The sequence below is a fragment of the Paracoccus hibiscisoli genome, assembly GCF_005048265.1.
Lineage (GTDB): Bacteria > Pseudomonadota > Alphaproteobacteria > Rhodobacterales > Rhodobacteraceae > Paracoccus > Paracoccus hibiscisoli.
In genome coordinates this window covers 74,711-97,550 of sequence record NZ_SUNH01000002.1, presented here as the reverse complement: position 1 = coordinate 97,550, position 22,840 = coordinate 74,711, and the positions used below count along the sequence as shown (strand labels likewise).

Here is a 22,840-nt window from a genome sequence, read left to right as displayed (position 1 = left end):
GGCGGCCCCGGTCATGCGGGCACACCGTCCAGCACGGCGCGGATCGCGGCCATGTCGATATGGTCATGCTCGGCGATCACCACCAGCCGCGACCGGCGCGGGCTGTCGCCCCAGGGCCGGTCGTACTGGTGCCGGACGCGCCCGCCCACGGCCTGCACCAGCAGGCGCATGGGCTTGCCCGCGACGGCCACGTGGCCCTTGACCCGCAGGATGTGCTGTTCCGCGGCCAGCCGCGCGATGCGGGCGGACAGGTCGGCGGGGTCGGTGATCTCGGGCAGGTCGATCACGACGGTGTCGAAATCCTCGTGCTCGTGGTCGTCGGCGCCGTCATGATGGCTGGGACGGGCGTCCAGGTCGTCCTCGGCGGCGCGGCCCAGGCCCAGGATCAGGCGGGCGTCGATGGCGCCTTCGGTGACGGTCAGGATGGGCAGGGGGCGCGGCGCCTCGGCCTCGATCACGGCGCGGGCGGCCTTGATGCCCGCCTCGCCCGCCAGATCGGCCTTGGTCAGCAGCACGACATCGGCGCAGGCGATCTGATCCTCAAAGACCTCGGACAGGGGCGTCTCATGGTCCAGGCTGTCATCGGCGGCGCGCTGCGCGTCCACGGCGGCCACGTCGGGGGCAAAGCGGCCCGCGGCCACGGCCTCGGCATCGGCCAGCGCGATCACGCCGTCCACGGTGATCCGCGACCGGATCGCGGGCCAGTCGAACGCCTTGAGCAGCGGTTTCGGCAGCGCCAGCCCCGAGGTCTCGATCAGGATGTGATCAGGCTTTTGCGGCAGCGCCATCAGCGCCTCCAGCGTGGGGATGAAATCATCGGCGACCGTGCAGCAGATGCAGCCGTTCGACAGCTCCATGATGTTCTCGGCCGGGCAGTTGTCGTCGGCGCAGCCTTTCAGGATGTCGCCATCCACGCCCAAGGTGCCGAATTCGTTGACGATCACGGCCAGGCGCAGGCCGTTCGGATTGGCCATCAGATGCCGGATCAGCGTCGTCTTGCCCGAGCCCAGAAAGCCGGTGATCACGGTGACGGGGGTTTTCACGAGGTCGGTCATTGTCACTCCTGCGGGGGGAAATGCGGGGGAATCCGCGCAAGGCTCTGCTTGCGGAAGATGGCGGGGCGTTCGCGCCAGGGCACGACCCCGTCGGCGGTGGCGGCATAGGCGCGGGCGCCTGCGGCGATCTCGGCGGCGTCCTCAGGCGTCAGGCGGCCATAGACATAGGACCACTTGGCCGGTCCCGACAGGGCCACGGCGCAGCCCTGCGAACAGGCGGACAGGCATTCGACGGGGCGGATCTCGACCCCTTCGGGGGCGGTGCGGGTCAGCACCTCCATCAGCCGCGCGCCGGGGCGGGGCGCGCAGGGATCGGCGTCGGGGTCGGGCAGGGCGCCGCGACAGGTGGTGCAGACATGCAGAACAGCGCGCATCGCGGGCCTTCCCTTGGTCGGGGGCAAAGGGGCAGGCCGAAAGGGGGCGGCACGGAAAGGACCCGCCCGTCGCCTGCCGGTTGCGAAACACCCCGTTCGCCCGTCATCGTCAGGTGCTGGCAGGTCTCCCGGCTTGCGGATTCAGGGTTGCCCCAACGGTCGTCCCACCTTCCCGGCCCCGCGGGGCCAGTGGATCGGGCGACCTTTCCGGTCACGGTCGCGGGGGCGGCTGCGCTTGGGGTCCGTCAGGACCTTGTCGCATTCCCTCTTCGCCTGCCTTACGACAGGAACCAACACGGGCCCACCAAAAGCCCCGCGCCCGCGATTTGTCAACCATTGAGGAGCCGCACCATGACCCCGACCGACCCCGTTCCCACCGAGGATCTGGACCGCCACGCCGCCAAGATGGCCAAGAAAAAGGCCGCCCGCGACCGGATGATGGAGACCAAGACCGGCGAAAAGGGCCTGATCATCGTCCATACGGGGCCGGGCAAGGGCAAATCCTCCAGCGGGTTCGGCATGATCATGCGCTGCATCGCGCATGGCATGCCCAGTGCCGTGGTGCAGTTCATCAAGGGCGCGTGGGACACGGGCGAACGCACGCTGCTGACCACGCATTTCGGCGATGTCTGCCAATTCCACGCCATGGGCGAGGGGTTCACCTGGGAGACCCAGGACAAGTCGCGCGACATCGCGGCGGCGGCGGCGGGCTGGGACAAGGCCAAATCGCTGATCCGCGACCCCGCCATCCGCATGGTCCTGCTGGACGAGATCAACATCGCCTTTCGCTATGGTTATCTGGACGTGGCCGAGGTGCTGGCCTTTCTGGAGGCTGAGAAACCGCCCATGACCCATGTCGTGCTGACCGGCCGCGGCGCCCCCGAGGCGCTGATCGAGGCCGCCGACCTTGTGACCGAGATGACCCAGATCAAGCACCCCTTCCGCGCCGGCATCAAGGCGCAGGCGGGCGTCGAGTTTTGACAGCGCGCGCGATTGAATGCACAAAAGATCACATGGCGGTGAACCTGCGGGCCTGTCTCAGGGTTCACCTTGTGAAACCTGAACGGAGTGTCTCGTGCCGATGACCCTGCCCCTGCTGTCCCCCGATGCCGCGCTGTTCCTGGATTTCGACGGCTGCCTGGTCGATATCGCGCCGCGCCCCGATGCGGTGGTGGTGACCCCTGCGCTGCGCGACCGCCTGTCGGCGCTGCATCGGCGGCAGGGGGGCGCGGTGGCGCTGATCTCGGGGCGCGACGTGGCCGACCTGCGCGGGCACCTGCCCGATTTTCCGGGCTTTGTCGCGGGCAGCCACGGGTCCGAGCTGTCGCTGGAACCGGGCCGCATCACCACCCTGCATCAGGTCGATTTCGACGCCCCCGCGCTGCACCGCGCGGCCCGCGACCGCGCCGCCCCCCATCCCGCCCTGCTGGTCGAGGAAAAGCCCCACGGCGTCGCGCTGCATTACCGCGACGCGTCCCAGTTGCGCGATTTCGTCGAGACGGTGATGCAGGATCTGGCCGCGCAGCATCCGCATCTGGTGCTGCAACCCGCCAAGATGGCGCTGGAGCTGCGCCCCGGCGGCGTCGGCAAGGACAGTGCCATGGCGCATCTGTTGACCCTGCCGCCCTTTGCGGGCCGGATGCCGGTCTTTGCGGGCGACGACACCACCGACGAACCCGCCATGGCCCACGCCCAGTCCCGGGGCGGCTTTGCCATCAAGATCGGCGACGGACCCACCGCCGCCCATCACCGCCTGTCCGACCCTGCCGCGCTGGCCGCCTGGCTTGACGCATCTCTGACCTGAGGAAACCGCATGTCCCGCCTAGTCGTCGTGTCGAACCGCCTGCCTTTGGGCAAGAATCCGTCGGGGGGGCTGGTCGTCGCGCTGGAGGATGCGCTGCGCAGCTCTGGCGGCGTCTGGATCGGGTTCTCGGGCGAGGTGACCGACCATCCCGCACCGGACCTGCAGGACCATCCGGGCGCCGCCTTTCAGCGCATGTCCTTTGACCTGACCCCGCAGGATCACGAGGAATACTATCTGGGCTATTCCAACTCGATCCTCTGGCCACTGTGCCACGGGCGGCCGAACCTGATGCGCATCCAGCCCGAATACCTGGACGGCTATGCCCGTGTGAATGCGCTGATCGCGCGGATGATCGTGCCGCATCTGCGCCCCGATGACCGCATCTGGGTGCAGGATTACCACCTGTTCCCGCTGGCCGCCGAACTGCGCGCCCTGGGGGTCGGCAACAAGATCGGGCATTTCCTGCACATCCCCTTTCCCGGCCCGGCCGATTGCGCGGCCCTGCCCAACCCGTCCCAGCTGTTCGACTGGCTGTCGCATTACGACCTGCTGGGGTTTCAGGCCGATCGGGACATGGGTGCATTCGCCGAAAGCGCGCGCCAGCTGGCCGATGGCGATCTGGTGTCGCCCGACCGGTTCCGGATCGCGGGGCGCGACGTGCGCACGCAGGCTTTTCCCATCGGCATCGACGCGGCGTCGTTTATGGCCGAGGCGGTGGACGCCCCCGACAGCGACCGCATGCGCATGCTGACCGGGGCCAAGATGATGATCGGCGTGGACCGGCTGGACTATTCCAAGGGCATCCCGCAGCGGTTCCGGGCCTATCAGCTGCTGCTGGAAAAGATCCCCGACCTGCATGAAAAGATCTCGTTCCTGCAGATCGCGCCCCCCACCCGCGGCGCGGTCGAGGCCTATCAGACCATCCGGGAGGAGACCGAGCATCTGGCAGGCCGCATCAACGGCCAGTTCGCCACGCTGAACTGGACGCCGATCCGGTTCATCCACCGGCCCTTTCCGCGACCCGTCCTTGCGGGGCTGTATCGTCAGGCGCGCATCGGGCTGGTCACGCCGCTGGCGGACGGCATGAACCTGGTGGCCAAGGAATATGTCGCGGCCCAGAACCCCGACGATCCGGGCGTGCTGATCCTGTCGCGCTTTGCCGGCGCGGCCGAGACGATGGACCAGGCCCTGATCATCAACCCCCATGACCCGCATGATCTGGCCGTGGCGATGGCGCAGGCCATGCGCATGTCGCAATCCGAACGCCGCGACCGCCACGCCGCCCTGCTGGAGGGCGTGGTCACCCATGACGTCGCCTGGTGGTCGCGGACCTATCTGGAGGCATTGGCGGGATAGGCGCGCGAATCGGCTGATCGGTCTGTCGGGCGCGTTTTCTGCCCAACGAACGGGCAATACGCCGGAAATCAGCCCATCACGGCGGCATCGCCTGTCGCGCCTGCTGCGTTGCAGCGTCGGGCGGTGACAGGCCCGCCGGACAGGCGCAAGGTGAACTTATGAAGCAGATGCTTCGTGGCGTCCTCCTCCCGGTCCGGCCACGGACCATTTCCGGAAAGCCGTCGGTTCCCGCGCACCCCTCCTCCCTGCGCCCGGAACCGGCGGTTTTTTGTCAGATCAGCGTCGCCACATGGCGCAGCGCGGCGACATAGCCGCCCAGCCCCAGCCCCGCGATCACCCCATCCGCCCGGTGCGACACATAGGAATGGTGGCGGAACGCCTCGCGCTTGTGGACCTGGCTGATATGGACCTCGATCACCGGGCCGTCGAAGGCGTTCAGCGCGTCCAGAACCGCGACCGAGGTATGGGTCAGCGCCGCCGGGTTGATGACGATGGCTGCGGCCTCCAGCCGGGCCTCGTGGATCCAGTCGACGATCTGCCCCTCCCAGTTGGATTGCAGGAACCGGATCTCATGGGGGCGGGCGGCGTCGCGGCACATCGCCTCCAGGTCGGACAGGGTGGCATGGCCATAGACCTCGGGCTGGCGCTGGCCCAGCAGGTTCAGGTTCGGACCGTTCAGGATATGGATCAGCGGCATCGGGACCTCCTCTGGCTGGCTGTTGCTAGCGCGCGCGGGGGTCAGCCCGCAAGCGCCGTGACCGGGCGCGCGCGCCCCGCCGGGTCGATCAGGCGCAGCGCGGGCGGATGCGCGGTCAGCACCGCCACCGCGCCGGGCGCAGGCGCGCTGGACCACAGCACCGCCCCGTCATGCGCGATCAGCGCCAGCCGGTCGCCCTGCATCCGCAGCAGGCCGGGGCCGGGGGCCTGCCACAGCAGGCGCGCCCCGTCGGTCAGGCGCGGGCCGTGGTCGTGGTCGTTCTCCAACCGCAGCGGCCCGTCCGCCGCCTGCAGCGCCTGACCGGGCCACAGCGCCCCGGTCAGCCGGTCGCCCGCCGCGCATTCGCCCGCCAGGCTGCGCGCCAGAAGCGCGGACAGGGTGGCGCGGTCCCATCCGTGATGGGGGGCCATGGCGGTCAGGATCATCAGCTTGGCCAGCGCCGCCACCGGCGTCATGTCGCCCGCCGCCACCGCGCCGGTCGCCCCGATCCAGGCCCCCGCCGCGTAATCGAACGCGCCCACCTGCCCGCCGATCACCCGGCTGGCGATCATCACCGGCACCTGCGCCTGCGTCAGCGCGCTGGCCATCGCGCCGTCGCCTGCGGGGATGTTGCCGGGGCCGAACCCCTCCAGCAGCAGGCCGGTTGCGCCTGCGGCCAGCGCGTCGCGCACCATCCGCGCCATCAGCGGATCGCTCGCGCGGTGATCCGAGGGGACGGCGGCGATCTGCGCCACGCGCTGATCGTCGATGACGCGGGCCACGGCCTCCAGCTGCGCGCGGACCAGGGCGCGGGCCGGGGCCGCATCCAGCGCGCGGTCGGGCGCGGCGGGGCCGGGCAGAGGCGGCACCGCGCCCGGATGGATGCCGATGCCCCGCGTGGCCAGCGGCCCCAGATGCGGGCTGTCGAACCCCGCGAACCGCGTGGTCGACACCTTGAGCGCCCGCGCCCCGCGCAGCAGCCGCCCGTCGAAGAAGACCGCGACCTCGGGCAGGCGCAAGCGGGCGGCCTCCAGCGCGCCGGTCAGGTTGGCCAGTGCGTCGCTGCCCGCGTTCAGGACCAGCCCGCCATCCGTGTCGCGGAACAGCGGCAGCTGCGCGCCGGTCAGGATCACGGGCTTGGACAGGGCCGCGCGGGCGATCCCCATGTCGTCGAACACGTTCAGCAGCAAGGGCAGCGCCGCGCCGGTGTAATCCATCGTGTCGGTGCCGTGCAGGATCACGAAGGCGTCGTGATCGTCGTACAGATCCAGCACCCGCCCCGCGATCCGGCACCAGTCCGAGGGGCGCAGGTCGGTGCTGTCCAACGTGCCGGGCCCGTCATCGGAAAAGCGCAGCCCGTCATCCACATGCAGCCGGTCCCCCGGCAGCGCCGCCGCCAGCGCGCCCCCCAGCAGGTCGTGGACGGCCTGCGCGAACCGGGCGGCGGGCATGGGTGACAGGGGGTGGCCCGTGCTGCCGATGGTGCCGCCGGTGGTGATGATGCAGATGCGCATGAAGCCCCCCTTTTTTGGTCCGCTATAGACCGGTCAGGGCGCCTCGATCCAGCCCCGCAGGGTGGCGGCCAGATTGTGGGTCAGATCCTCGGAGAGATAGCCGCCCTCCTGCACGATGACGGTGGGCAGGCCTGCGGCCTTGATGCGGGCGGCGGCGCGGGCAAAGCCCGGCGTCGTGACCTGCAGCCCGCGGAACGGGTCCCGCTCATGCGCGTCCAGCCCCAGGGCCAGGACCAGCGCGCCCGGCGCGAAATCCGCGATACGCTCCAGCGCGCCGTCGAGGGCGGCCAGCCAGAGGTCGTCACCCGACCCCAAAGGCAGCGGCAGGTTCAGGTTGGTGCCCGCCGGCCCCACCTCATGCGCATGGCCCAGATAAAAGGGATAGAACGCATCCGGATCGGCATGGACCGACACGGTCAGCACATCGGCGCGGTCGTAAAAGATCTCCTGCGTGCCGTTGCCGTGATGCACGTCGATGTCCAGCACTGCGACGCGGTCGTGATGCGCGCGCAGGGCCTGGGCCGCGATGGCCGAATTGTTCAGAAAGCAATGTCCCGCCGCCGTGTCGGCATCGGCGTGATGCCCCGGCGGACGGCACAGCGCATAGGCCGCCCGCGCGCCCCCGGTCACCGCCGCCGCGGCCGCCAGCGCCGTGTCGACGCCCCGCAGCGCCGCCGCGTAGGTGTGCCGCCCAAGCGGGCAGCCGGTATCGGCCATGTGCCAGCCCGCCCGCCCGGTGATGCCCGAGGGATAGGTCTGATGCGCCTTTTGCGGATGCAGGTTGGCCACGACCTCGGCGCCCGCGCCGGGGGCGGTCTGCCATTCGTCCCATGCAATCTCCAGGAAGGTCAGGTATCGCGCGGTGTGGATGGCATGCATCGGCGCGCGGTCGGCGACCGGCGGATCGGTCACGGTCAGCCCCGCCGCGGCGATGCCCGCCAGCAGGCGGTCCGCGCGTTCGGCGGTTTCCTTGTTGGCCATGGGCACGCCGCGCAGCATCCAGAACTGCGGGTCATGGGCGGCGGTGTCGGGCGCGTAAAAGCAGGGCAGATGATCCATGGGTGCAGGCTAGGCGGCCCGCACCCCTTGGGCAAGATCAGAAGCCCTTGTGCGTTTCCAGAAACGTGGCCTCTTCGGGGGTGCTGTCGCGGCCCAGGATGGCGTTGCGATGCGGAAAGCGGCCGAACCGCGCCACGATATCGCGATGCTCATGCGCGAAATGCAGCGAGTGGTCGTTGCCCAGCTGTTCATACAGCGCGACCGAGCGGTCCTGATCGGCCAGATCCTCGCTGTGCATGAAGGGCAGGTAAAAGAACTGCCGCCGCTCGGCCGGCTGACCCAGGTCGTGGCCCCGATCCAGCGCGGTGCGGGCATGGCGCAGCGCCAGATCGTTTGATTCAAAGCTGCGCGGCCCGCCGCGATGGATGTTGCGCGGGAACTGGTCCAGCGTGATCACCAGCGCCAGCGCGCTGTCGGGCGCGTCCATCCAGGCGTCCAGCCGACCGGCATGGGCCTCCTCATAGGTGTCGCTGAAGCGGGCGGCGATGTCCTTGTCGATATCGTCGGATTTCGCGAACCAATAGGGGCGCATCTGGTCCGAGAACCAGAACTCCAGCACCTCGTGGGGGGTCTTGGGCATGTGTCTCTCCGTCACGGCAAGGGGATGTGTTCGTCGCGGTCGCCCGGCGGCAGGTCGAACCGTCCTTGACCCCAACGCGCCTCGCGCCATTCCTGTTTCGCGACCTCGATGCGTTCGCGCGATGAGGCGACGAAATTCCACCAGATATGGCGCGGCCCGTTCAGCGTGGCCCCGCCAAGCGCCATCAGCCGCGCGCCCCGGTCGCCCGCCGCCACCGTGATCGCGTCGCCGGGGCGGAACACCATCATCTGGCCGGCCTGGAACTCCTGCCCGGCGATGCTGACGCTGCCTTCGGTGATATACAGGCCGCGATCCTCGTGATCGACGGGCAGGGGAAAGCGGGCGCGGGCGGCCAGCGTCACGTCCAGATAGAAGGTGTCGGAATGCATCGTCGCCGGGGCGACCTCGCCATAGGCGCGGCCCAGGATCAGCCGCGCCTCGATCCCCTGGTCGCGAATCTCGGGCAGGGCGGTGGCCGCGTGATGCTCAAAGCTGGGGGCGATGTCCTCATGCGTTTCCGGCAGGGCGATCCAGGTCTGGATGCCCAGCAGGCTGCTTGGACCGGCGCGCACGGCCTCGGGGCTGCGTTCGGAATGGGTGACGCCGCGCCCCGCCACCATCCAGTTCAGCGCGCCGGGCGTGATGATCTGATCGGCGCCGGTGCTGTCCTGATGCTGAAAGCTGCCGCGATACAGATAGGTGACCGTGCCCAGGCCGATATGGGGGTGCGGGCGCACGTCGATGCCCTGATCGGTCAGAAACTCGGCCGGGCCCATCTGGTCAAAGAAGATGAACGGCCCGACCATCTGGCGTTTGGGGGCGGGCAGGGCGCGGCGCACCTCGAACCCGCCCAGGTCGCGGGCGCGGGGGATGATCAGCGTCTCGATGGCATCGGCGCCGATGGCGTCGGGGCATCCGGGGGTCAGGGCGGGGTTCCAGCTCATGGCGTTCTCTCCTGTGCTGTTCCCAAGGGTGGGGGTTTGCGGGCCATCGGGCAAGCGCGCAGGCGTTCGCCCCACGCGAACGCCGGGTTGTGCCCGCCCCCCGTGGCGCCGAACACCGGCCGCGGGCATCTTGGGGGGTGAAAGGAGGTCGCCATGACGGGACTTCATCACGTGACGGCCATCACGCGCGACGTGCAGGCCAATGTCGATTTCTGGATGGGCTTTCTGGGGCTGTCGCTGGTCAAGCAGACCGCCGGCTTTGAGGATGCCGAACAGCTGCACCTGTTCTATGGCGACGCCACCGGCACGCCCGGATCGCTGGTCAGCTTTCTGGTCTGGCAGGACGGCGCACCGGGACGCGTGGGCCACGGACAGGTGGCCGAGATCGCACTGGCCATCCCGCGCGTACGGATCGGCGACTGGCTGACCCGCGCCATGCAGCACGGATTGCGCATCGAGGGGCCGCTCCGCGAGTTCGGCGCGCCGGTCCTGCGCCTGCGCGACCCGGACGGGATCATCGTCAAGCTGGTCGGCGGGGACATCCCCGATGCGGGCTGGCCCGCCGCGCCCGCGCGCCTGCACGGCGTCACGCTGTGGTCCGATGATGCTGGGGCGACGGCGGCCTTTCTGGCGCCCTTCGGCTATCTGCCGCAGGGGGTCGAGGGGGGCGTGACGCGCCTGGCCTCCGACCGTGACGTGCTGGATATCCGCGATGCGTCCGGTTTCGTGCCGGGCATTCCGGGGACAGGGGTGATCGACCACGTCGCCCTGCGCGTGCCCGACGTCGCGGCGATCCGCGCCCATCAGGCGCGGCTGGCCGATGTGACCGTGCATGACCGGCTGTATTTCACCTCGCTTTATGTCCGCGACCCGGCGGGCCTGCTGATCGAACTGGCGACCGACGGTCCCGGCATGGCTGTGGACGAGGCCGAGCTTGGCCGGACCCTGATGGTCCCGCCGCATTTCACCGACATGACCGACCTGCGGCTGCGCCTGCCGCAATTCGCCCGACCGGGCGAGGAAAGGAGACCCATGCGCGACCTGCCCTTCACCCACCGCATCCACACCCCCGAGGACCCCGACGGCTCGACCCTGATCCTGCTGCACGGCACCGGCGGGTCGGAAACCGACCTGATGCCGCTGGCCCATCGGATCGCGCCGCGCGCGACCCTGCTGGGCCTGCGCGGGCGGTCTACCGAAGAGGGCGTGGCGCGGTTCTTTCGCCGCCTGTCCATGACCACCTTTGACCAGGCCGATATCCCGGCCGAGGCCGCAGCCTTTGCCGGTTTCTGGCAGGAGGCCGTGGCGGCCTATGACCTGGACCCGGCGCGGATCACGGTGCTGGGCTATTCCAACGGCGCGAATTTCGCGGGCGCGGTCATGGCGCTGCATCCGGGGCTGATCGCCCGCGCGATCCTGATGCGGCCCATGCTGGCGCTGGACCAGGTGCCCCAGGCCGATCTGACCGGCCTGCGGGTGCTGACGCTGGAGGGCGCGCGCGATCCTTATGGGGTGCATGCGCCGGCGCTGAACGACTGGCTGGCGGCATCGGGGGCCGATCTGGACGCGCGCCGTCTGCCCGCCGGTCACGAATTGTCGCCCGACGATCTGGCGGCGGCGACCGCGTGGCTGGGCCGGGGGCGCGATTGAGAAAAGCCCCGCGCCGGGGGCAACCGGGGCGGGGCACACTGGTGAAGGGCTTGACGGCGGGCAAACCGCATCGGGACGTATCTTGTTCCACCCCAGGTTCCGGGAAATGCTGCAGCGCGTCATTCCGTTGCCGGAATGCCACAGGTGGCGGCCCCGCGACCGTGCTGTTGCCAACGGGTGCCGCCTGCCATGACCGCGTGTTGGCGGTCTGTGCGCCTTGGCTGAAGGAGGCGACGCCCGTCAGGTTTCGGCGTGGCGGTCAGGGACGCGTCAGGCTGCCGGCAAAGCCCGCGATGAAATCGGCCAGCCTGTCGCGGGTCTTGTCGTCGGTCAGGGTGCCCTGATCGTCGAACAGATCGCCCGCGCGCGACACCATCAGCCGCCCCTCCCACCAGGGGCGGGTGGACAGCATGCGCAGCACCGGCAGCCAGTGCGACTGCGCATGCGCAGTGCCGAAATTGCCGGGCGAGGCGCCGATGACGGCCACGGGCTTGCCCTTGAAGGCCGCCATGCCCGAACCGCGCGACATCCAGTCGATCGCGTTCTTCAGTACGCCGGGCACGCCGTTGTTGTATTCCGGGCTGACCAGCAGCAGCCCGTCCGCCGCAGCTAGCCGGTCGGTCAGCGCGGTGACGGCGGGGGGAATGCCCTCCGCCGCCTCCAGATCGCCATCGTAAAGCGGCACGTCGCGGATATCGCCGATCTCGACGGTCACGCCGTCGGGCGCGACCTCGGCCGCCGCCCGCAACAGGCCCGTGTTCAGCGACGCCCGCCGCAGGCTGCCCGAAAGTCCCAGAATCACCGTCATCGCCGTCTCCGCCTGTTGGGTCAGGCCAGGGGTTTCAGCCCGGCCTCGATCTGCTGGCGCTTGCCCTCCAGGAAGGGGGGCAGGGACAGGCCCTCGCCCATCGTCTCGAAGGGCTCGTCCACGTCAAAGCCCGGCCCGTCGGTCGCCAGTTCGAACAGGTTGCCCCCCGGCTCGCGGAAATACAACGACCGGAAGTAGAACCGCTCGACCTCGCCGCTGCTGGGCACGCGGAACCGGGACACGCGCTCGGTCCAGGCGGTCAGGGCGGCGGTGTCGGGCACGCGGAAGGCCACGTGATGCACGCCGCCCGCGCCCTGGCGGGCCTGGGGCAGGCCGGGCTGGACCGCGACATGCAGTTCGGCCGCGGCGCCGCCCTCGCCCATCTCGAACACATGGACCTGGCCCTGCCCGTCGGGGCTGGCATAGTCGCGGACCTTGCGCATGTTCATCACTTGGGTCAGCACGGCCTCGGTCGGGCCCAGGTCGGGGACCGAGATGGTGATCGGCCCCAGGCCGTGGATCTGGTGCTCGGCGGGGACGTCGCTGCGGTCCCAGGGCTGGCCCGCCGGGGTCGGCGCGGCGATCAGGCGCAGGCGCTGGCCCTCGGGGTCCTCGACCTCCAGGCTGGGGCGGCCGTCGATGGTGGTCAGGCGCGCGTCCAGGCCCTGCAGGCGGTCGGCCCAGTAATCCAGGCTGTCTTCGGACACGCGCAGCCCGGTGCGGGTGATCGCATTGGTGCCGCGCCGTTCGGGCGCCGCGGGCCAGTCGAAGAAGGTGATGTCGGTGCCGGGGCTGCCCGCCCCGTCCGCGAAGAACAGATGATAGGCCGAGGTGTCGTCCTGGTTCACGGTCTTCTTCACGCGGCGCAGGCCTAGGGTGTGGGTATAGAAACGGTTGTTGGCCGCGGCATCTGCGGTGATGGCGGTCAGGTGATGGATTCCGGTCAGCTGCATTGCAGGCTCCTGATGTTTCCCATTGGCTTGAGGACAATATGGCGTGGCGCGGGCGTTCGCGGCACCCGTCGCGGTGGCAACGCGGCGTTCGGTTCTTGCGAACGAGTGCATAGCTGCTAGGCTGGCGGCATGGGGTGGACGATCACGGATATCGAGACGTTTCTGGCGGTTCTGGATGCGGGCAGCATCTCGGGGGCGGCGGCGCGCGGGGATCTGTCGAAATCGGTGGTCAGCAAGCGGATCAGCGATTTCGAGGCCGCCCTTGGGGTCGCACTGTTCACCCGCCATGCGGGGCGGATCACGGCCACCGACAGCGCCCTGGCCCTGGCCGAGCGGTTGCGCCCGGCGCTGGCCGAACTGGTCGCGGCCACCGAGAGCGTCGCCGCCCCCGAGGCGGGCCTGCGCGGGCGGCTGGCCATCGCGGCGCCGATGAGCTTTGGCATCCGGCATCTGGGCCCGGTGATCGCGGGGTTCGCCCGCGCGCATCCGGGGCTGGAGATCGTGCTGGATTACGACGACCGGCAGACGGATCTGGGCCGGGCGGGGTTCGATCTGGGGCTGCGCATCGGGCATCTGAAGGACAGCAGCCTGATGGCGCGCCGCCTGTGCGAGGACCCGCGCGCCCTGGTCGCCAGCCCCGATTACCTGGCGCAGCATGGCGCGGTGGCGGCACCCGCCGATCTGGCCGGGCATGAGGTCATCGGCTATCTGAACGCGCGCCTCGCCGAGATCTGGCCGTTTGGCGCCGAGATCCCGCCGCCCCGCCAGAGCCGCGTGTCGGCCAACAATGGCGAGGCGATGCGCGATCTGGCCATCGGCGGGCTGGGGCTGGCGCTGCTGCCGCTGTTCATCGTGCATGACGCGCTGCGGGACGGGCGGCTGGTTCGGCTGCTGCCCGATCTGGCGCAGGACCCGCTGCCGATCAGCGTGGTCTGGCCGCCGATCCGGCCGCTGCCGCGCAAGACCCGCGCCTTTGTCGATCACATCGCGGCGGCCTTTGCGGTGGACCCGCCCTGGCAGCGCGGGCTGTTGCGTCCCGCGACGGCCGGGGGGCCAGCCCCCCGGACCCCCCGTCCGCCCGAGCCGCCATCCCTCTGAGCCCAACTTCCGCCTGAGCCACGCCGTGGCCAAGCCCTTGAAAGGTCTGTCATGAAGCTTGTCGATCCCGATGCGCCGTTCTTTCGCCCTCTGTGGGTGCGCGTCCTGTGCGTGATGCTGCCGCTGATCTGGGCGGGGGTCGAGCTATGGTTCGCAAGCCCGGTCTGGGCCATGCTGTTCGGTGCGGCCGCGGTGTATCTGGCGCTGGCCCTGTTTGTCTGGCGCAAGCCGGAGCCCTGAGGCTCCGGCGGCTCGTTCAGGCCGACAGCGTGGGCGATCCGGTCAGCCAGGCAAAGCCGTTGGCGGGCAGCTGCAGCTGCGTCCCCTCCAGGGTGGCATGGCTGGGACCGGTCAGGGCGGTGTCACCGCCGACCGTCAGGGTGCGCGGCGTGGGCGACAGGTTGAACGCCGCCGTCAGCGTCTGACCGTCATGGTCGCGCCGGAAGGCGAGCACGGGTTCGGGCAGGTCCAGGAACGCGGCCGTTCCGAAACGCAGCGCATCCGAGCCCTTGCGGAAGGCCAGCACCGCCCGATAGGCCGCCAGAACGCTGTCATTCTGGTCCTGCTGATGGGCCACGGCGCGGATCGCCTGTTCATCCTTGACCGGCAGCCAAGGCGTCGTGTCCGAGAACCCGGCATGCGGTTCGCCCTGGTCCCAGACCATCGGCGTCCGGCAGCCGTCGCGGCCCTTGACCTCGGGCCAGAAGCGCAGGGCGGGGGGGTCGGTCAGTTCCTCATAGACCAGCGTGGTCTCGGTCTGGCCCAGCTCCTCTCCCTGATAGAGGCAGATCGTGCCGGGAAAGGACAGCAGCATCGCCGCGGACTGGCGTGCCAGCGCATCGGGGCTTTCGGCGTGCCTGGCCCACCGGCTGACATGGCGGACCACGTCATGGTTGGAAAACGACCAGCAGGAATGGCTGTCGGGGGCATGGTCGTGGACACCCTCGATCGTGTGGCGGAAATGCGCGGCGGTGAACTCGGGGCTGAGCATCTCGAAGCTGTAGCACATGTGCAGGCGGTCGCTGCCCGCGGTGTATTCGGCCATGATGTCGATGGCGGTCTGGCCGCCGTCGCCGACCTCTCCGACCATCATGCGGGCGTCGTATTCGTCGGTCAGCGCCCGCATGCGGGTCAGGAAGGCGATGTTCTCGGGGCGGTTCTTGGAATGGATGTGGCGCTGGAACCCATAGGTTTCCGGTCCCTTGTGGTCGGGATTGGGCGGGTTGTCGCGCAGGTCGCTGTCGTGGAAGTAGTAGTTCACCGTATCCAGTCGGAACCCATCGACGCCGCGTTCCAGCCAGAACCGCATCGTGTCCAGCAGCGCGTCCTGCACCGCCGGGTTCCACATGTTCAGGTCGGGCTGTTCGATCAGGAAGTTATGCAGGTAATACTGGCGCCGGCGCGGCTCCCACTCCCAGGCAGGGCCGCCGAAGACCGAGGGCCAGTTGTTGGGCGGCGTGCCGTCGGGCTTGGGGTCGGCCCAGACATACCAGTCGGCCTTGGGGTTGTCGCGCGACTGGCGGCTTTCCTCGAACCAGGGGTGGACGTCGCTGGAATGGCTGATGACCTGGTCGATGATGACCTTCAGGCCCAGCTCGTGCGCGCGCGCGACCATCGCGTCGAAATCGGCCATGCTGCCGAACAGCGGGTCGACGTCGGTATAGTCGGACACGTCATAGCCCATGTCCTTTTGCGGCGAGGTGAAGAAGGGCGACAGCCAGATCGCATCGACCCCCAGCCCCGCCACGTGATCCAGCCTGCGCGTGATGCCCGGCAGGTCGCCGATGCCGTCCCCGTCGCTGTCCTGAAAGCTGCGGGGATAGATCTGATAGATCACCGCGTCGCGCCACCATTCCGCCATGTCGTCACCTTTCCGGGTCGGGATTCCTGTTCAGTCATGCATGACTATAGCCGGATCAAAAAGGAGGTGTTAGCGTTAACCAGTCGATTGCCTGATTCAACGGCGCAGCTATGGTGGGGCTTATGGACAAAATCACGAATCCTCCGCAGCTTAGCCCCGATGATCAGGCCGCCCTGGCCGGGGGGCGCTGTTCGCAACCGTTTTCAATCCTGGGGCCGCGCCCGCATGGCGAGGGTCAGTGGCTGACGGTGTTCCACCCGGACCTGGCATCGCTGGCCGCCGTCGGGCCGGGGGGCACGGTGCCCCTGGCGCGCGTGGCGGGGGATCTGTTCGCAGGACCGATCCCCGCGGGACCCTATCGGTTGAAGGCGCGATCGGGGGGCGGGGTCGAGTGGACCTTTGAGGACCCCTATCGGTTCGGCCCCGTCCTGGGAGAGATGGACCTGCACCTGCTGGCCGAAGGCACGCACAAGCGGTTGTGGCGGGTGCTGGGCGCGCATGTGATGACCCATCAGGGCGTCTCGGGCACCCATTTCGCGGTCTGGGCGCCCAATGCGCAGCGCGTGTCGGTCGTGGGCCAGTTCAACGGATGGGACGGTCGCCGCCACCCCATGCGCCGCGTGGGTCAGGGGTTCTGGGAGATCTTTCTGCCCGACCTGACCGAAGGCACGCTGTACAAATACGAGATCCTGGATGCCCAGGGTGGGGTGATGCAAAAGGCCGATCCGGTGGGGTTCGGCAGCCAGCATCCGCCAGAAAAGGCCAGCGTGGTGCGCGACATCGCGGGCTATGGCTGGAAGGACGCGGACTGGATGGCCGGTCGCGCCGCAGCCCAGGATCGCCGCGCGCCGATCAGCATCTATGAGGTCCATCCCGGCAGCTGGCGGCGCAAGTATGACGATGGCGGGCGCCCGCTGTCCTATCAGGAGATGGCGCGCGATCTGGTGTCCTATGCCAAGGACATGGGGTTCACCCATCTGGAGTTGATGCCGGTCAGCGAATTTCCGTTCGACGGGTCCTGGGGCTATCAGCCGGTGGGCCTGTACGCGCCGACGATCCGGTTCGGCCCGCCGCATAAATTCCGCGATCTGGTCGATGCGGCGCATCGGGCGGGGCTGGGGGTGCTGCTGGATTGGGTGCCGGGGCATTTCCCGACCGACGCGCATGGTCTGGCCCGGTTCGACGGGACCGAGCTGTACGAGCATGCCGACCCGCGCGAGGGATTCCATCAGGACTGGAACACGCTGATCTACAATTATGGCCGGACCGAGGTGCAGAATTTCCTGACCGCGAATGCGGTCTATTGGCTGGACGAATATCACATCGACGGGCTGCGCGTGGATGCGGTAGCGTCGATGCTGTATCGCGACTATTCGCGCAAGGACGGCGAATGGGTGCCCAACAAGGATGGTGGCCGCGAGAATTACGAGGCGATCGCCTTTCTGCAAAATATGAACATCGAGGCCTATGCCGAACAGCCCGGCATCATGACCATGGCCGAGGAAAGCACGTCGTTTCCCAAGGTGTCGGCCCCGGTCGATGCGGGGGGGCTGGGCTTTGGGTTCAAGTGGAACATGGGCTGGATGAACGACACCCTGCGCTATATGAGCCGCGATCCGGTCCACCGCCGCTATCACCACGACCTGATGAGCTTTGGGCTGATGTATGCCTTCACCGAGAACTTCATCCTGCCGATCAGCCATGACGAGGTCGTCCACGGCAAGGGTAGCCTGTTGCACAAGATGCCCGGCGACGAATGGCAGCAATTCGCGAACCTGCGCGCCTATTACGGCTTCATGTGGGGACATCCGGGGAAAAAGCTGCTGTTCATGGGCTGCGAGTTCGGCCAACCCGAGGAATGGAACCACAACGGAGAGCTGAACTGGCACGCGGCCAGCCAGCCGATGCACCAGGGCGTGCAGGCGCTGGTGCGCGATCTGAACGCGCTTTATCGCGACACGCCCGCCCTGCACGTCAAGGATGCCGAACCCGAGGGGTTCCAGTGGATCGCGACCGACCCCGCGCAGTCGACCTATGCCTGGGTGCGGCGCGGGGATGCGGGCGATCCGCCGGTGGTGGTGGTCTGCAACTTCACCCCCGTGCCGCGCCCCGATTTCCGCATCGGCGTGCCGCAGGCGGGGCGCTGGCGCGAGGCGGTGAATACCGATGCCACCGCCTATGGCGGCAGCGGCATGGGCAATCTGGGCGGGGTCGTGGCGGACGGGGAACCGCAGGACGGGCAGCCGGCTTCGATGGCGGTGACCCTGCCGCCGCTGTCGGTGGTGATCTTCGTGGCGGCGGACTGAACATATGAGGGAGGAGAGAACCATGGTGGAAACGCAACGGCTGACGCGCCGGGCGATGGCATTCGTGCTGGCGGGGGGCCGGGGCAGCCGCCTGAAGGAGCTGACCGACCGGCGGGTGAAACCGGCGGTCTATTTCGGCGGCAAGACCCGCATCGTCGATTTTGCCCTGTCGAACGCGATGAATTCCGGCATCCGCAAGATCGCCGTGGCCACACAATACAAGGCCCACAGCCTGATCCGGCATTGCCAGCGCGGCTGGAACTTTTTCCGGGCCGAACGCAACGAATTCCTGGACATCCTGCCCGCCAGCCAGCGCACCTCCGAGGATCACTGGTATCGCGGCACGGCCGATGCGGTGACCCAGAACATTGATATCGTGGACGATTACGACGTCGATTACATCATCATCCTGGCGGGCGACCACATCTACAAGATGGACTATGAGATCATGCTGCGCGAGCATGTGGCCAGCGGCGCGGATGTCACCGTGGGCTGCCTGACCGTGCCGCGGATGGAGGCGACCGCCTTTGGCGTGATGGACGTGGATGCCACGGGCCGCATCGTGTCGTTCCTGGAAAAGCCCGCCGATCCGCCCGCCATGCCCGGCGCGCCGGACAAGGCGCTGGCGTCGATGGGCATCTATGTCTTCAACTGGGCATTCCTGCGCGACCTGCTGCTGCGCGATGCGCAGGACGACAATTCCAGCCATGATTTCGGCACCGACCTGATCCCCGACATCGTCAAGAACGGCAAGGCGATGGCGCATCGGTTCGACACGTCCTGCGTCCGCGATGCGGGTGCGCCGGCCTATTGGAAGGACGTGGGCACGGTCGACGCCTTCTGGCAGGCCAATATCGCGCTGACCGATTTCACGCCCGAGCTGAACCTGTGGGACCGCGACTGGCCGATCTGGACCTATTCCGAAAGCGTGCCGCCCGCCAAGTTCATCCATGACGAGGCCGACCGCCGGGGCATGGCGATATCCTCGATGGTGTCGGGGGGGTGCATCATCTCGGGGACCGAGGTCAAGAATTCGCTGCTGTTCACCGAGGTCCACACCAACAGCTATGCGGTGTTGGATCACGCGGTGGTGCTGCCCTATGTCACCGTCCACCGCCACGCGCGGCTGCGCAACGTGGTCATCGACCGCGGCGTGGTCATCCCCGAGGGGCTGATCGTCGGCGAAGACCCCGAGGTTGATGCCCGCTGGTTCCGCGTCAGCGAGGGCGGCGTGACCCTGATCACCCAGGACATGCTGGACCGGCGGGCGGCATCGCTGTGATGCGGGTGCTGTCGGTCGCCTCGGAATGCGCGCCGCTGGTCAAGACCGGGGGGCTGGCCGACGTGACGGGCGCGCTGCCTGCCGCGCTGGCCGGGGTCGGGGTGCAGATGCGCAGCCTGCTGCCGGGCTATCCGGCGGTGATGGCGGCGCTGAGCGATGCCAGCCCGGTCCACCGGTTCGACGACCTGTTCGGCGGGCCTGCGGTGCTGCTGCAGGGGCAGGCGGCGGGGCTGGACCTGCTGGTGATCGACGCGCCCCACCTGTATGCGCGGCCGGGCAACCCCTATCTGGGGCCGGACGGGCGCGACTGGCCCGACAACCCGGAGCGCTTTGCGGCCCTGTCCTGGGTGGGCGCGCATGTCGCGGCTCAGGGGGCCGATGGCTGGCACCCGCAGGTGCTGCACGGGCACGACTGGCAGGCGGGGCTGATGATCGAATACCTGCCGCGCATGGGCGGGGCGGGGGTGCGGACGGTGCTGACCATCCACAACATCGCCTTTACCGGGTCCACCGATCCGGGGCGGCTGCATTCGCTGCGCCTGGACCCCGCGCGGTTCTACAGCGAGGGGTACGAGTTCTGGGGCGCGATCTCGGCGCTCAAGGCCGGGCTGATGGGGGCGGATGCGCTGACGACCGTATCCCCCAGCTATGCCGAAGAGCTGATGACCCCGGAATTCGGCATGGGCCTGGACGGCGTCATGCGCCACCGGCAGGCGGACCTGACCGGCATCCTGAACGGCATCGACGAGGATGCCTGGAACCCCGCCACCGACCCCGCCATCGCCGCGTTCGACGCGCCCTCGGGCAAGGCCGCGGCCAAGACTGCCTTGCAGGCCGAGCTGGGCCTGCCGCAGGCGGCGGGGCCGCTTTGCGTGATCGTGTCGCGGATGACGCATCAGAAGGGACTGGACCTGGTCCTTGAGACGCTGCCCGCGCTGCTGGACCCGGGGGGGCAGCTGGCGGTTCTGGGGTCTGGCGATCCGGGCCTGGAACAGGCGTTCCGGCAGGCGGCGGGCGACCCGAACGTCGCCGTGCGCATCGGCTATGACGAGGGGCTGTCCCACCGCCTGATCGCGGGGGGCGACGCGATCCTGGTGCCGTCGCGGTTCGAACCCTGCGGGCTGACGCAGATGTACGGGTTGCGCTATGGCACCATCCCTGTGGTCGCGCTGACCGGGGGGCTGGCCGATACGGTCATCAACGCCTCGCCCGCGGGCCTGGCGCGCGGGGTGGCGACCGGCATCCAGTTCGCCCCGGTCACAGCCGTGGCGCTGCGCGGCGCGCTGATGCGGCTGACGCGCCTGTTTTCCGACCGCGAGGTCTGGACGCGGATGCAGGTCAATGCCATGGCCCATCCGGTCGGATGGGCGCCATCGGCGCGCGCCTATGCCGATCTTTATGCAAGGTTGACGCAGACCCCATGACCCAACGCCACGCGATGACCGCCGGGCATCCGACCCCCCTGGGTGCCACGTTCGACGGGGCCGGGGTGAATTTCGCGATCTTTTCCCAGCATGCCGACCGGGTGGTGCTGTGCCTGTTCGACGACAAGAACCGAGAGACTCGGGTCGATCTGCCCGAACGCGACGGTCACGTCTGGCACGGTCATATCGAGGGGCTGCGCCCCGGCCAGCGCTATGGCTATCGCGTGCACGGCCCCTATCGCCCGCATGAGGGGCACCGCTTCAACCCCAACAAGCTGCTGATCGACCCCTATGCGAAACGCCTGACCGGCAGCCCGCGCGCGCATGACGCGCTGATGGGATATCGGGCGGGCCATCACGATGCCGACCTGTCCTTTGACCGCCGCGACAGCGCGCAGCACATGCCGAAATCGGTGGTGGTGGACCCCAGCTTTGCCTGGGGCGAGGATCGTCCGCTGCACCGGCCCCTGTCGGAAACCGTCATCTACGAGGCGCATGTCAAGGGCATGACCGCCGGCCGCCCCGACATCGCCCATCGCGGCAGCTATCTGGCCATGGCGTCCGAGCCGGTGCTGGACCACCTGACCCGCCTTGGCGTCACCGCGATCGAGCTGCTGCCCGTCCATGCCTTTGCCGATGACCGGTTCCTGACCGACAAGGGGCTGACGAATTACTGGGGCTACATGTCCTACGGGTTCTTCGCGCCCGAACCCCGCTATATGCAGACCGGAGAGATCGCCGAGTTCCAGCAGATGGTCGCCCGGTTCCACAAGGCCGGGATCGAGGTGATCCTGGACGTGGTCTACAACCACACCGCCGAGGGCAACCAGCTGGGCCCGACCCTGTCCTTCCGGGGGCTGGACAACGCTGCCTATTACCGGCTGGCCGACGATCCGCGCTATTACGTCAACGACGCGGGCACCGGCAACGTGCTGAACCTGGACAGCCCCTTCACGCTGCGGCTGGTGATGGATTCGCTGCGCTATTGGGTGCAGGTGATGCATGTGGACGGGTTTCGGTTCGACCTGGCCTCGGTTCTGGGGCGCACGCGCGGCGTGTTCGACCGCGACGCGCCGCTGTTCCGCGCGATCCGCCAGGACCCCGTGCTGAACCGCGTCAAGCTGATCGCCGAACCCTGGGACATCGGCGAGGGCGGGTATCAGCTGGGCGCCTATCCCGCGCCCTTCGCGGAATGGAACGACCGCTATCGCGACCAGATCCGCGGGTTCTGGCGGGGCGATCCGGGCCTGATCGGCAAGCTGGCCAAGCGCGTCGCGGGGTCGGCCGCGCGGTTCGACCATGACGGGCGGCCCGCGACCAGTTCGGTGAATTTCGTGGCCGCCCATGACGGATTCACACTGATGGATACGGTCAGCTTCAACGACAAGCACAACGAGGCCAATGGCGAGGAGAACCGCGACGGCCACAACCACAACCTGTCCGACAACATGGGCGCCGAGGGGCCGACCGACGACCCCGATATCCGGGCCGCCCGCGACCGCCGCCGCCGCAACCTGATCGCCACGCTGATGCTGTCCCAAGGCACGCCGATGCTGCTGGCGGGGGACGAACTGGGCAACAGCCAGGGCGGCAACAACAACGCCTATGCCCAGGACAATCCGACGGGCTGGGTCGATTGGGACGGCGCGGACCCGGCCTTCCTGGATTTCGTGCGCCGCGTCATCGCGTTCCGGCGCGCCCATCCGATCCTGCGGCAGAAGCGGTTCCTGCACAGCCAGCCGCGCGAACAGGACGGGCTGCCTGACCTGTTCTGGCGCCGGGCCGATGGCGAGGCGATGTCGCCCGATGACTGGAACGACCCCGACGGTCGCCTGCTGGCGGCCGAGATGCGCATGGCGTCCGGCACGCCGGCCTATGCCGCGCTGCCGGGCGCCGTCTTCGTGGTCTTCAACAACGGCTCCGCGGCGCAGGTCCGCCTGCCCGAGGCTCCGCAGGGCCAGTGGCGCCGCCGCCTGGACAGTGCGCGCGACGACGACACGGACCTGCCGGCCCGCGACCTGGAACCCATCGCCGCCGACAGTGTCGCGGCCTTCGTCCTGACCTCTTGAGCGTAT

Annotated in this window: 20 protein-coding genes and 1 riboswitch; of the genes, 10 read left to right on the top strand and 10 right to left on the bottom strand. The window is 68.8% G+C overall.

Annotation, left to right across the window (positions count from 1 at the left end; all coding sequences use genetic code 11):
• Window positions 1–11: 11 nt before the first annotated feature.
• The gene (cobW, locus tag FA740_RS00900) at window positions 12–1,055 is read right to left on the bottom strand and encodes a cobalamin biosynthesis protein CobW (protein WP_136854895.1); all 1,044 of its coding nucleotides are present in this window, start codon (window positions 1,053–1,055) and stop codon (window positions 12–14) included.
• Between the two features lie 2 nt (window positions 1,056–1,057).
• The gene (locus tag FA740_RS00895; RefSeq protein ID WP_136854894.1) at window positions 1,058–1,429 is read right to left on the bottom strand and encodes a DUF1636 domain-containing protein; all 372 of its coding nucleotides are present in this window, start codon (window positions 1,427–1,429) and stop codon (window positions 1,058–1,060) included.
• Window positions 1,430–1,530: 101 nt separating this feature from the next.
• Window positions 1,531–1,739: riboswitch (cobalamin riboswitch) on the bottom strand.
• 41 nt (window positions 1,740–1,780) lie between these two features.
• Here FA740_RS00895 and cobO point away from each other — a divergent pair.
• From cobO to FA740_RS00880, 3 genes are all read left to right on the top strand, one after another.
• The gene (cobO, locus tag FA740_RS00890; protein ID WP_136854893.1) at window positions 1,781–2,410 is read left to right on the top strand and encodes a cob(I)yrinic acid a,c-diamide adenosyltransferase; all 630 of its coding nucleotides are present in this window, start codon (window positions 1,781–1,783) and stop codon (window positions 2,408–2,410) included.
• Between the two features lie 100 nt (window positions 2,411–2,510).
• The gene (gene otsB / locus FA740_RS00885; RefSeq protein ID WP_136854892.1) at window positions 2,511–3,233 is read left to right on the top strand and encodes a trehalose-phosphatase; all 723 of its coding nucleotides are present in this window, start codon (window positions 2,511–2,513) and stop codon (window positions 3,231–3,233) included.
• A gap of 9 nt (window positions 3,234–3,242) precedes the next feature.
• Window positions 3,243–4,589, top strand: a complete 1,347-nt coding sequence (locus tag FA740_RS00880; RefSeq protein ID WP_136854891.1) for an alpha,alpha-trehalose-phosphate synthase (UDP-forming) — start codon at window positions 3,243–3,245, stop codon at window positions 4,587–4,589.
• A gap of 271 nt (window positions 4,590–4,860) precedes the next feature.
• On the opposite strand, the gene aroQ is transcribed toward FA740_RS00880, so the two are convergent.
• The 5 genes from aroQ to FA740_RS00855 are packed head-to-tail and all read right to left on the bottom strand — an operon-like array spanning window position 4,861 to window position 9,383.
• Window positions 4,861–5,286 (bottom strand): type II 3-dehydroquinate dehydratase, encoded by a 426-nt coding sequence (aroQ, locus tag FA740_RS00875; RefSeq protein ID WP_136854890.1) that lies wholly within the window; start codon window positions 5,284–5,286, stop codon window positions 4,861–4,863.
• Between the two features lie 41 nt (window positions 5,287–5,327).
• Entirely contained in the window at window positions 5,328–6,800 is a 1,473-nt protein-coding gene (locus FA740_RS00870; protein ID WP_136854889.1) for an asparaginase domain-containing protein, read from the bottom strand.
• Between the two features lie 33 nt (window positions 6,801–6,833).
• A complete protein-coding gene (locus tag FA740_RS00865; RefSeq protein ID WP_136854888.1) occupies window positions 6,834–7,859 on the bottom strand; it encodes a histone deacetylase family protein in 1,026 nt (341 codons plus the stop codon).
• Window positions 7,860–7,896: 37 nt separating this feature from the next.
• Window positions 7,897–8,439, bottom strand: coding sequence for a DUF924 family protein (locus FA740_RS00860; RefSeq protein ID WP_136854887.1), 543 nt, complete (start codon window positions 8,437–8,439; stop codon window positions 7,897–7,899).
• Between the two features lie 11 nt (window positions 8,440–8,450).
• Window positions 8,451–9,383, bottom strand: coding sequence for a pirin family protein (locus tag FA740_RS00855; RefSeq protein ID WP_136854886.1), 933 nt, complete (start codon window positions 9,381–9,383; stop codon window positions 8,451–8,453).
• 153 nt (window positions 9,384–9,536) lie between these two features.
• Here FA740_RS00855 and FA740_RS00850 point away from each other — a divergent pair, with 153 nt between their 5' ends.
• A complete protein-coding gene (locus FA740_RS00850) occupies window positions 9,537–11,033 on the top strand; it encodes a VOC family protein (RefSeq protein WP_136854885.1) in 1,497 nt (498 codons plus the stop codon).
• Window positions 11,034–11,292: 259 nt separating this feature from the next.
• Here FA740_RS00850 and FA740_RS00845 read toward each other — a convergent pair whose 3' ends face one another.
• Together FA740_RS00845 and FA740_RS00840 are read right to left on the bottom strand one after the other, a co-directional pair.
• The gene (locus FA740_RS00845) at window positions 11,293–11,841 is read right to left on the bottom strand and encodes an NADPH-dependent FMN reductase (RefSeq protein ID WP_136854884.1); all 549 of its coding nucleotides are present in this window, start codon (window positions 11,839–11,841) and stop codon (window positions 11,293–11,295) included.
• Between the two features lie 20 nt (window positions 11,842–11,861).
• Window positions 11,862–12,794 carry a ring-cleaving dioxygenase gene (locus tag FA740_RS00840; RefSeq protein ID WP_136854883.1) on the bottom strand — a complete coding sequence of 311 codons (933 nt, stop codon included), beginning with the start codon at window positions 12,792–12,794 and terminating at the stop codon, window positions 11,862–11,864.
• A 129-nt stretch (window positions 12,795–12,923) separates the two neighbouring features.
• Between FA740_RS00840 and FA740_RS00835 the strand changes: the two genes are divergently transcribed.
• Window positions 12,924–13,892 (top strand): LysR family transcriptional regulator, encoded by a 969-nt coding sequence (locus FA740_RS00835; protein ID WP_136854882.1) that lies wholly within the window; start codon window positions 12,924–12,926, stop codon window positions 13,890–13,892.
• 51 nt (window positions 13,893–13,943) lie between these two features.
• Entirely contained in the window at window positions 13,944–14,132 is a 189-nt protein-coding gene (locus tag FA740_RS00830) for a hypothetical protein (RefSeq protein ID WP_136854881.1), read from the top strand.
• Between the two features lie 16 nt (window positions 14,133–14,148).
• On the opposite strand, the gene FA740_RS00825 is transcribed toward FA740_RS00830, so the two are convergent.
• Window positions 14,149–15,753, bottom strand: coding sequence for an alpha-glucosidase (locus FA740_RS00825; RefSeq protein ID WP_136854880.1), 1,605 nt, complete (start codon window positions 15,751–15,753; stop codon window positions 14,149–14,151).
• 122 nt (window positions 15,754–15,875) lie between these two features.
• Between FA740_RS00825 and glgB the strand changes: the two genes are divergently transcribed.
• From glgB to glgX, 4 genes are read left to right on the top strand one after another with little or no spacing between them, the layout of a single operon-like run.
• Window positions 15,876–18,059 carry a 1,4-alpha-glucan branching protein GlgB gene (glgB, locus tag FA740_RS00820; RefSeq protein WP_136854879.1) on the top strand — a complete coding sequence of 728 codons (2,184 nt, stop codon included), beginning with the start codon at window positions 15,876–15,878 and terminating at the stop codon, window positions 18,057–18,059.
• 22 nt (window positions 18,060–18,081) lie between these two features.
• Complete coding sequence (gene glgC / locus FA740_RS00815; RefSeq protein ID WP_136854878.1) at window positions 18,082–19,341, top strand: glucose-1-phosphate adenylyltransferase; 1,260 nt, start codon at window positions 18,082–18,084, stop codon at window positions 19,339–19,341.
• Window positions 19,341–20,765, top strand: coding sequence for a glycogen synthase GlgA (gene glgA / locus FA740_RS00810; RefSeq protein ID WP_136854877.1), 1,425 nt, complete (start codon window positions 19,341–19,343; stop codon window positions 20,763–20,765). The genes glgC and glgA overlap by 1 nt, the downstream gene beginning before the upstream one ends.
• Entirely contained in the window at window positions 20,762–22,834 is a 2,073-nt protein-coding gene (gene glgX / locus FA740_RS00805; protein ID WP_136854876.1) for a glycogen debranching protein GlgX, read from the top strand. Before glgA ends, glgX begins: the two co-directional genes overlap by 4 nt.
• The last annotated feature ends 6 nt before the right edge of the window (window positions 22,835–22,840 follow it).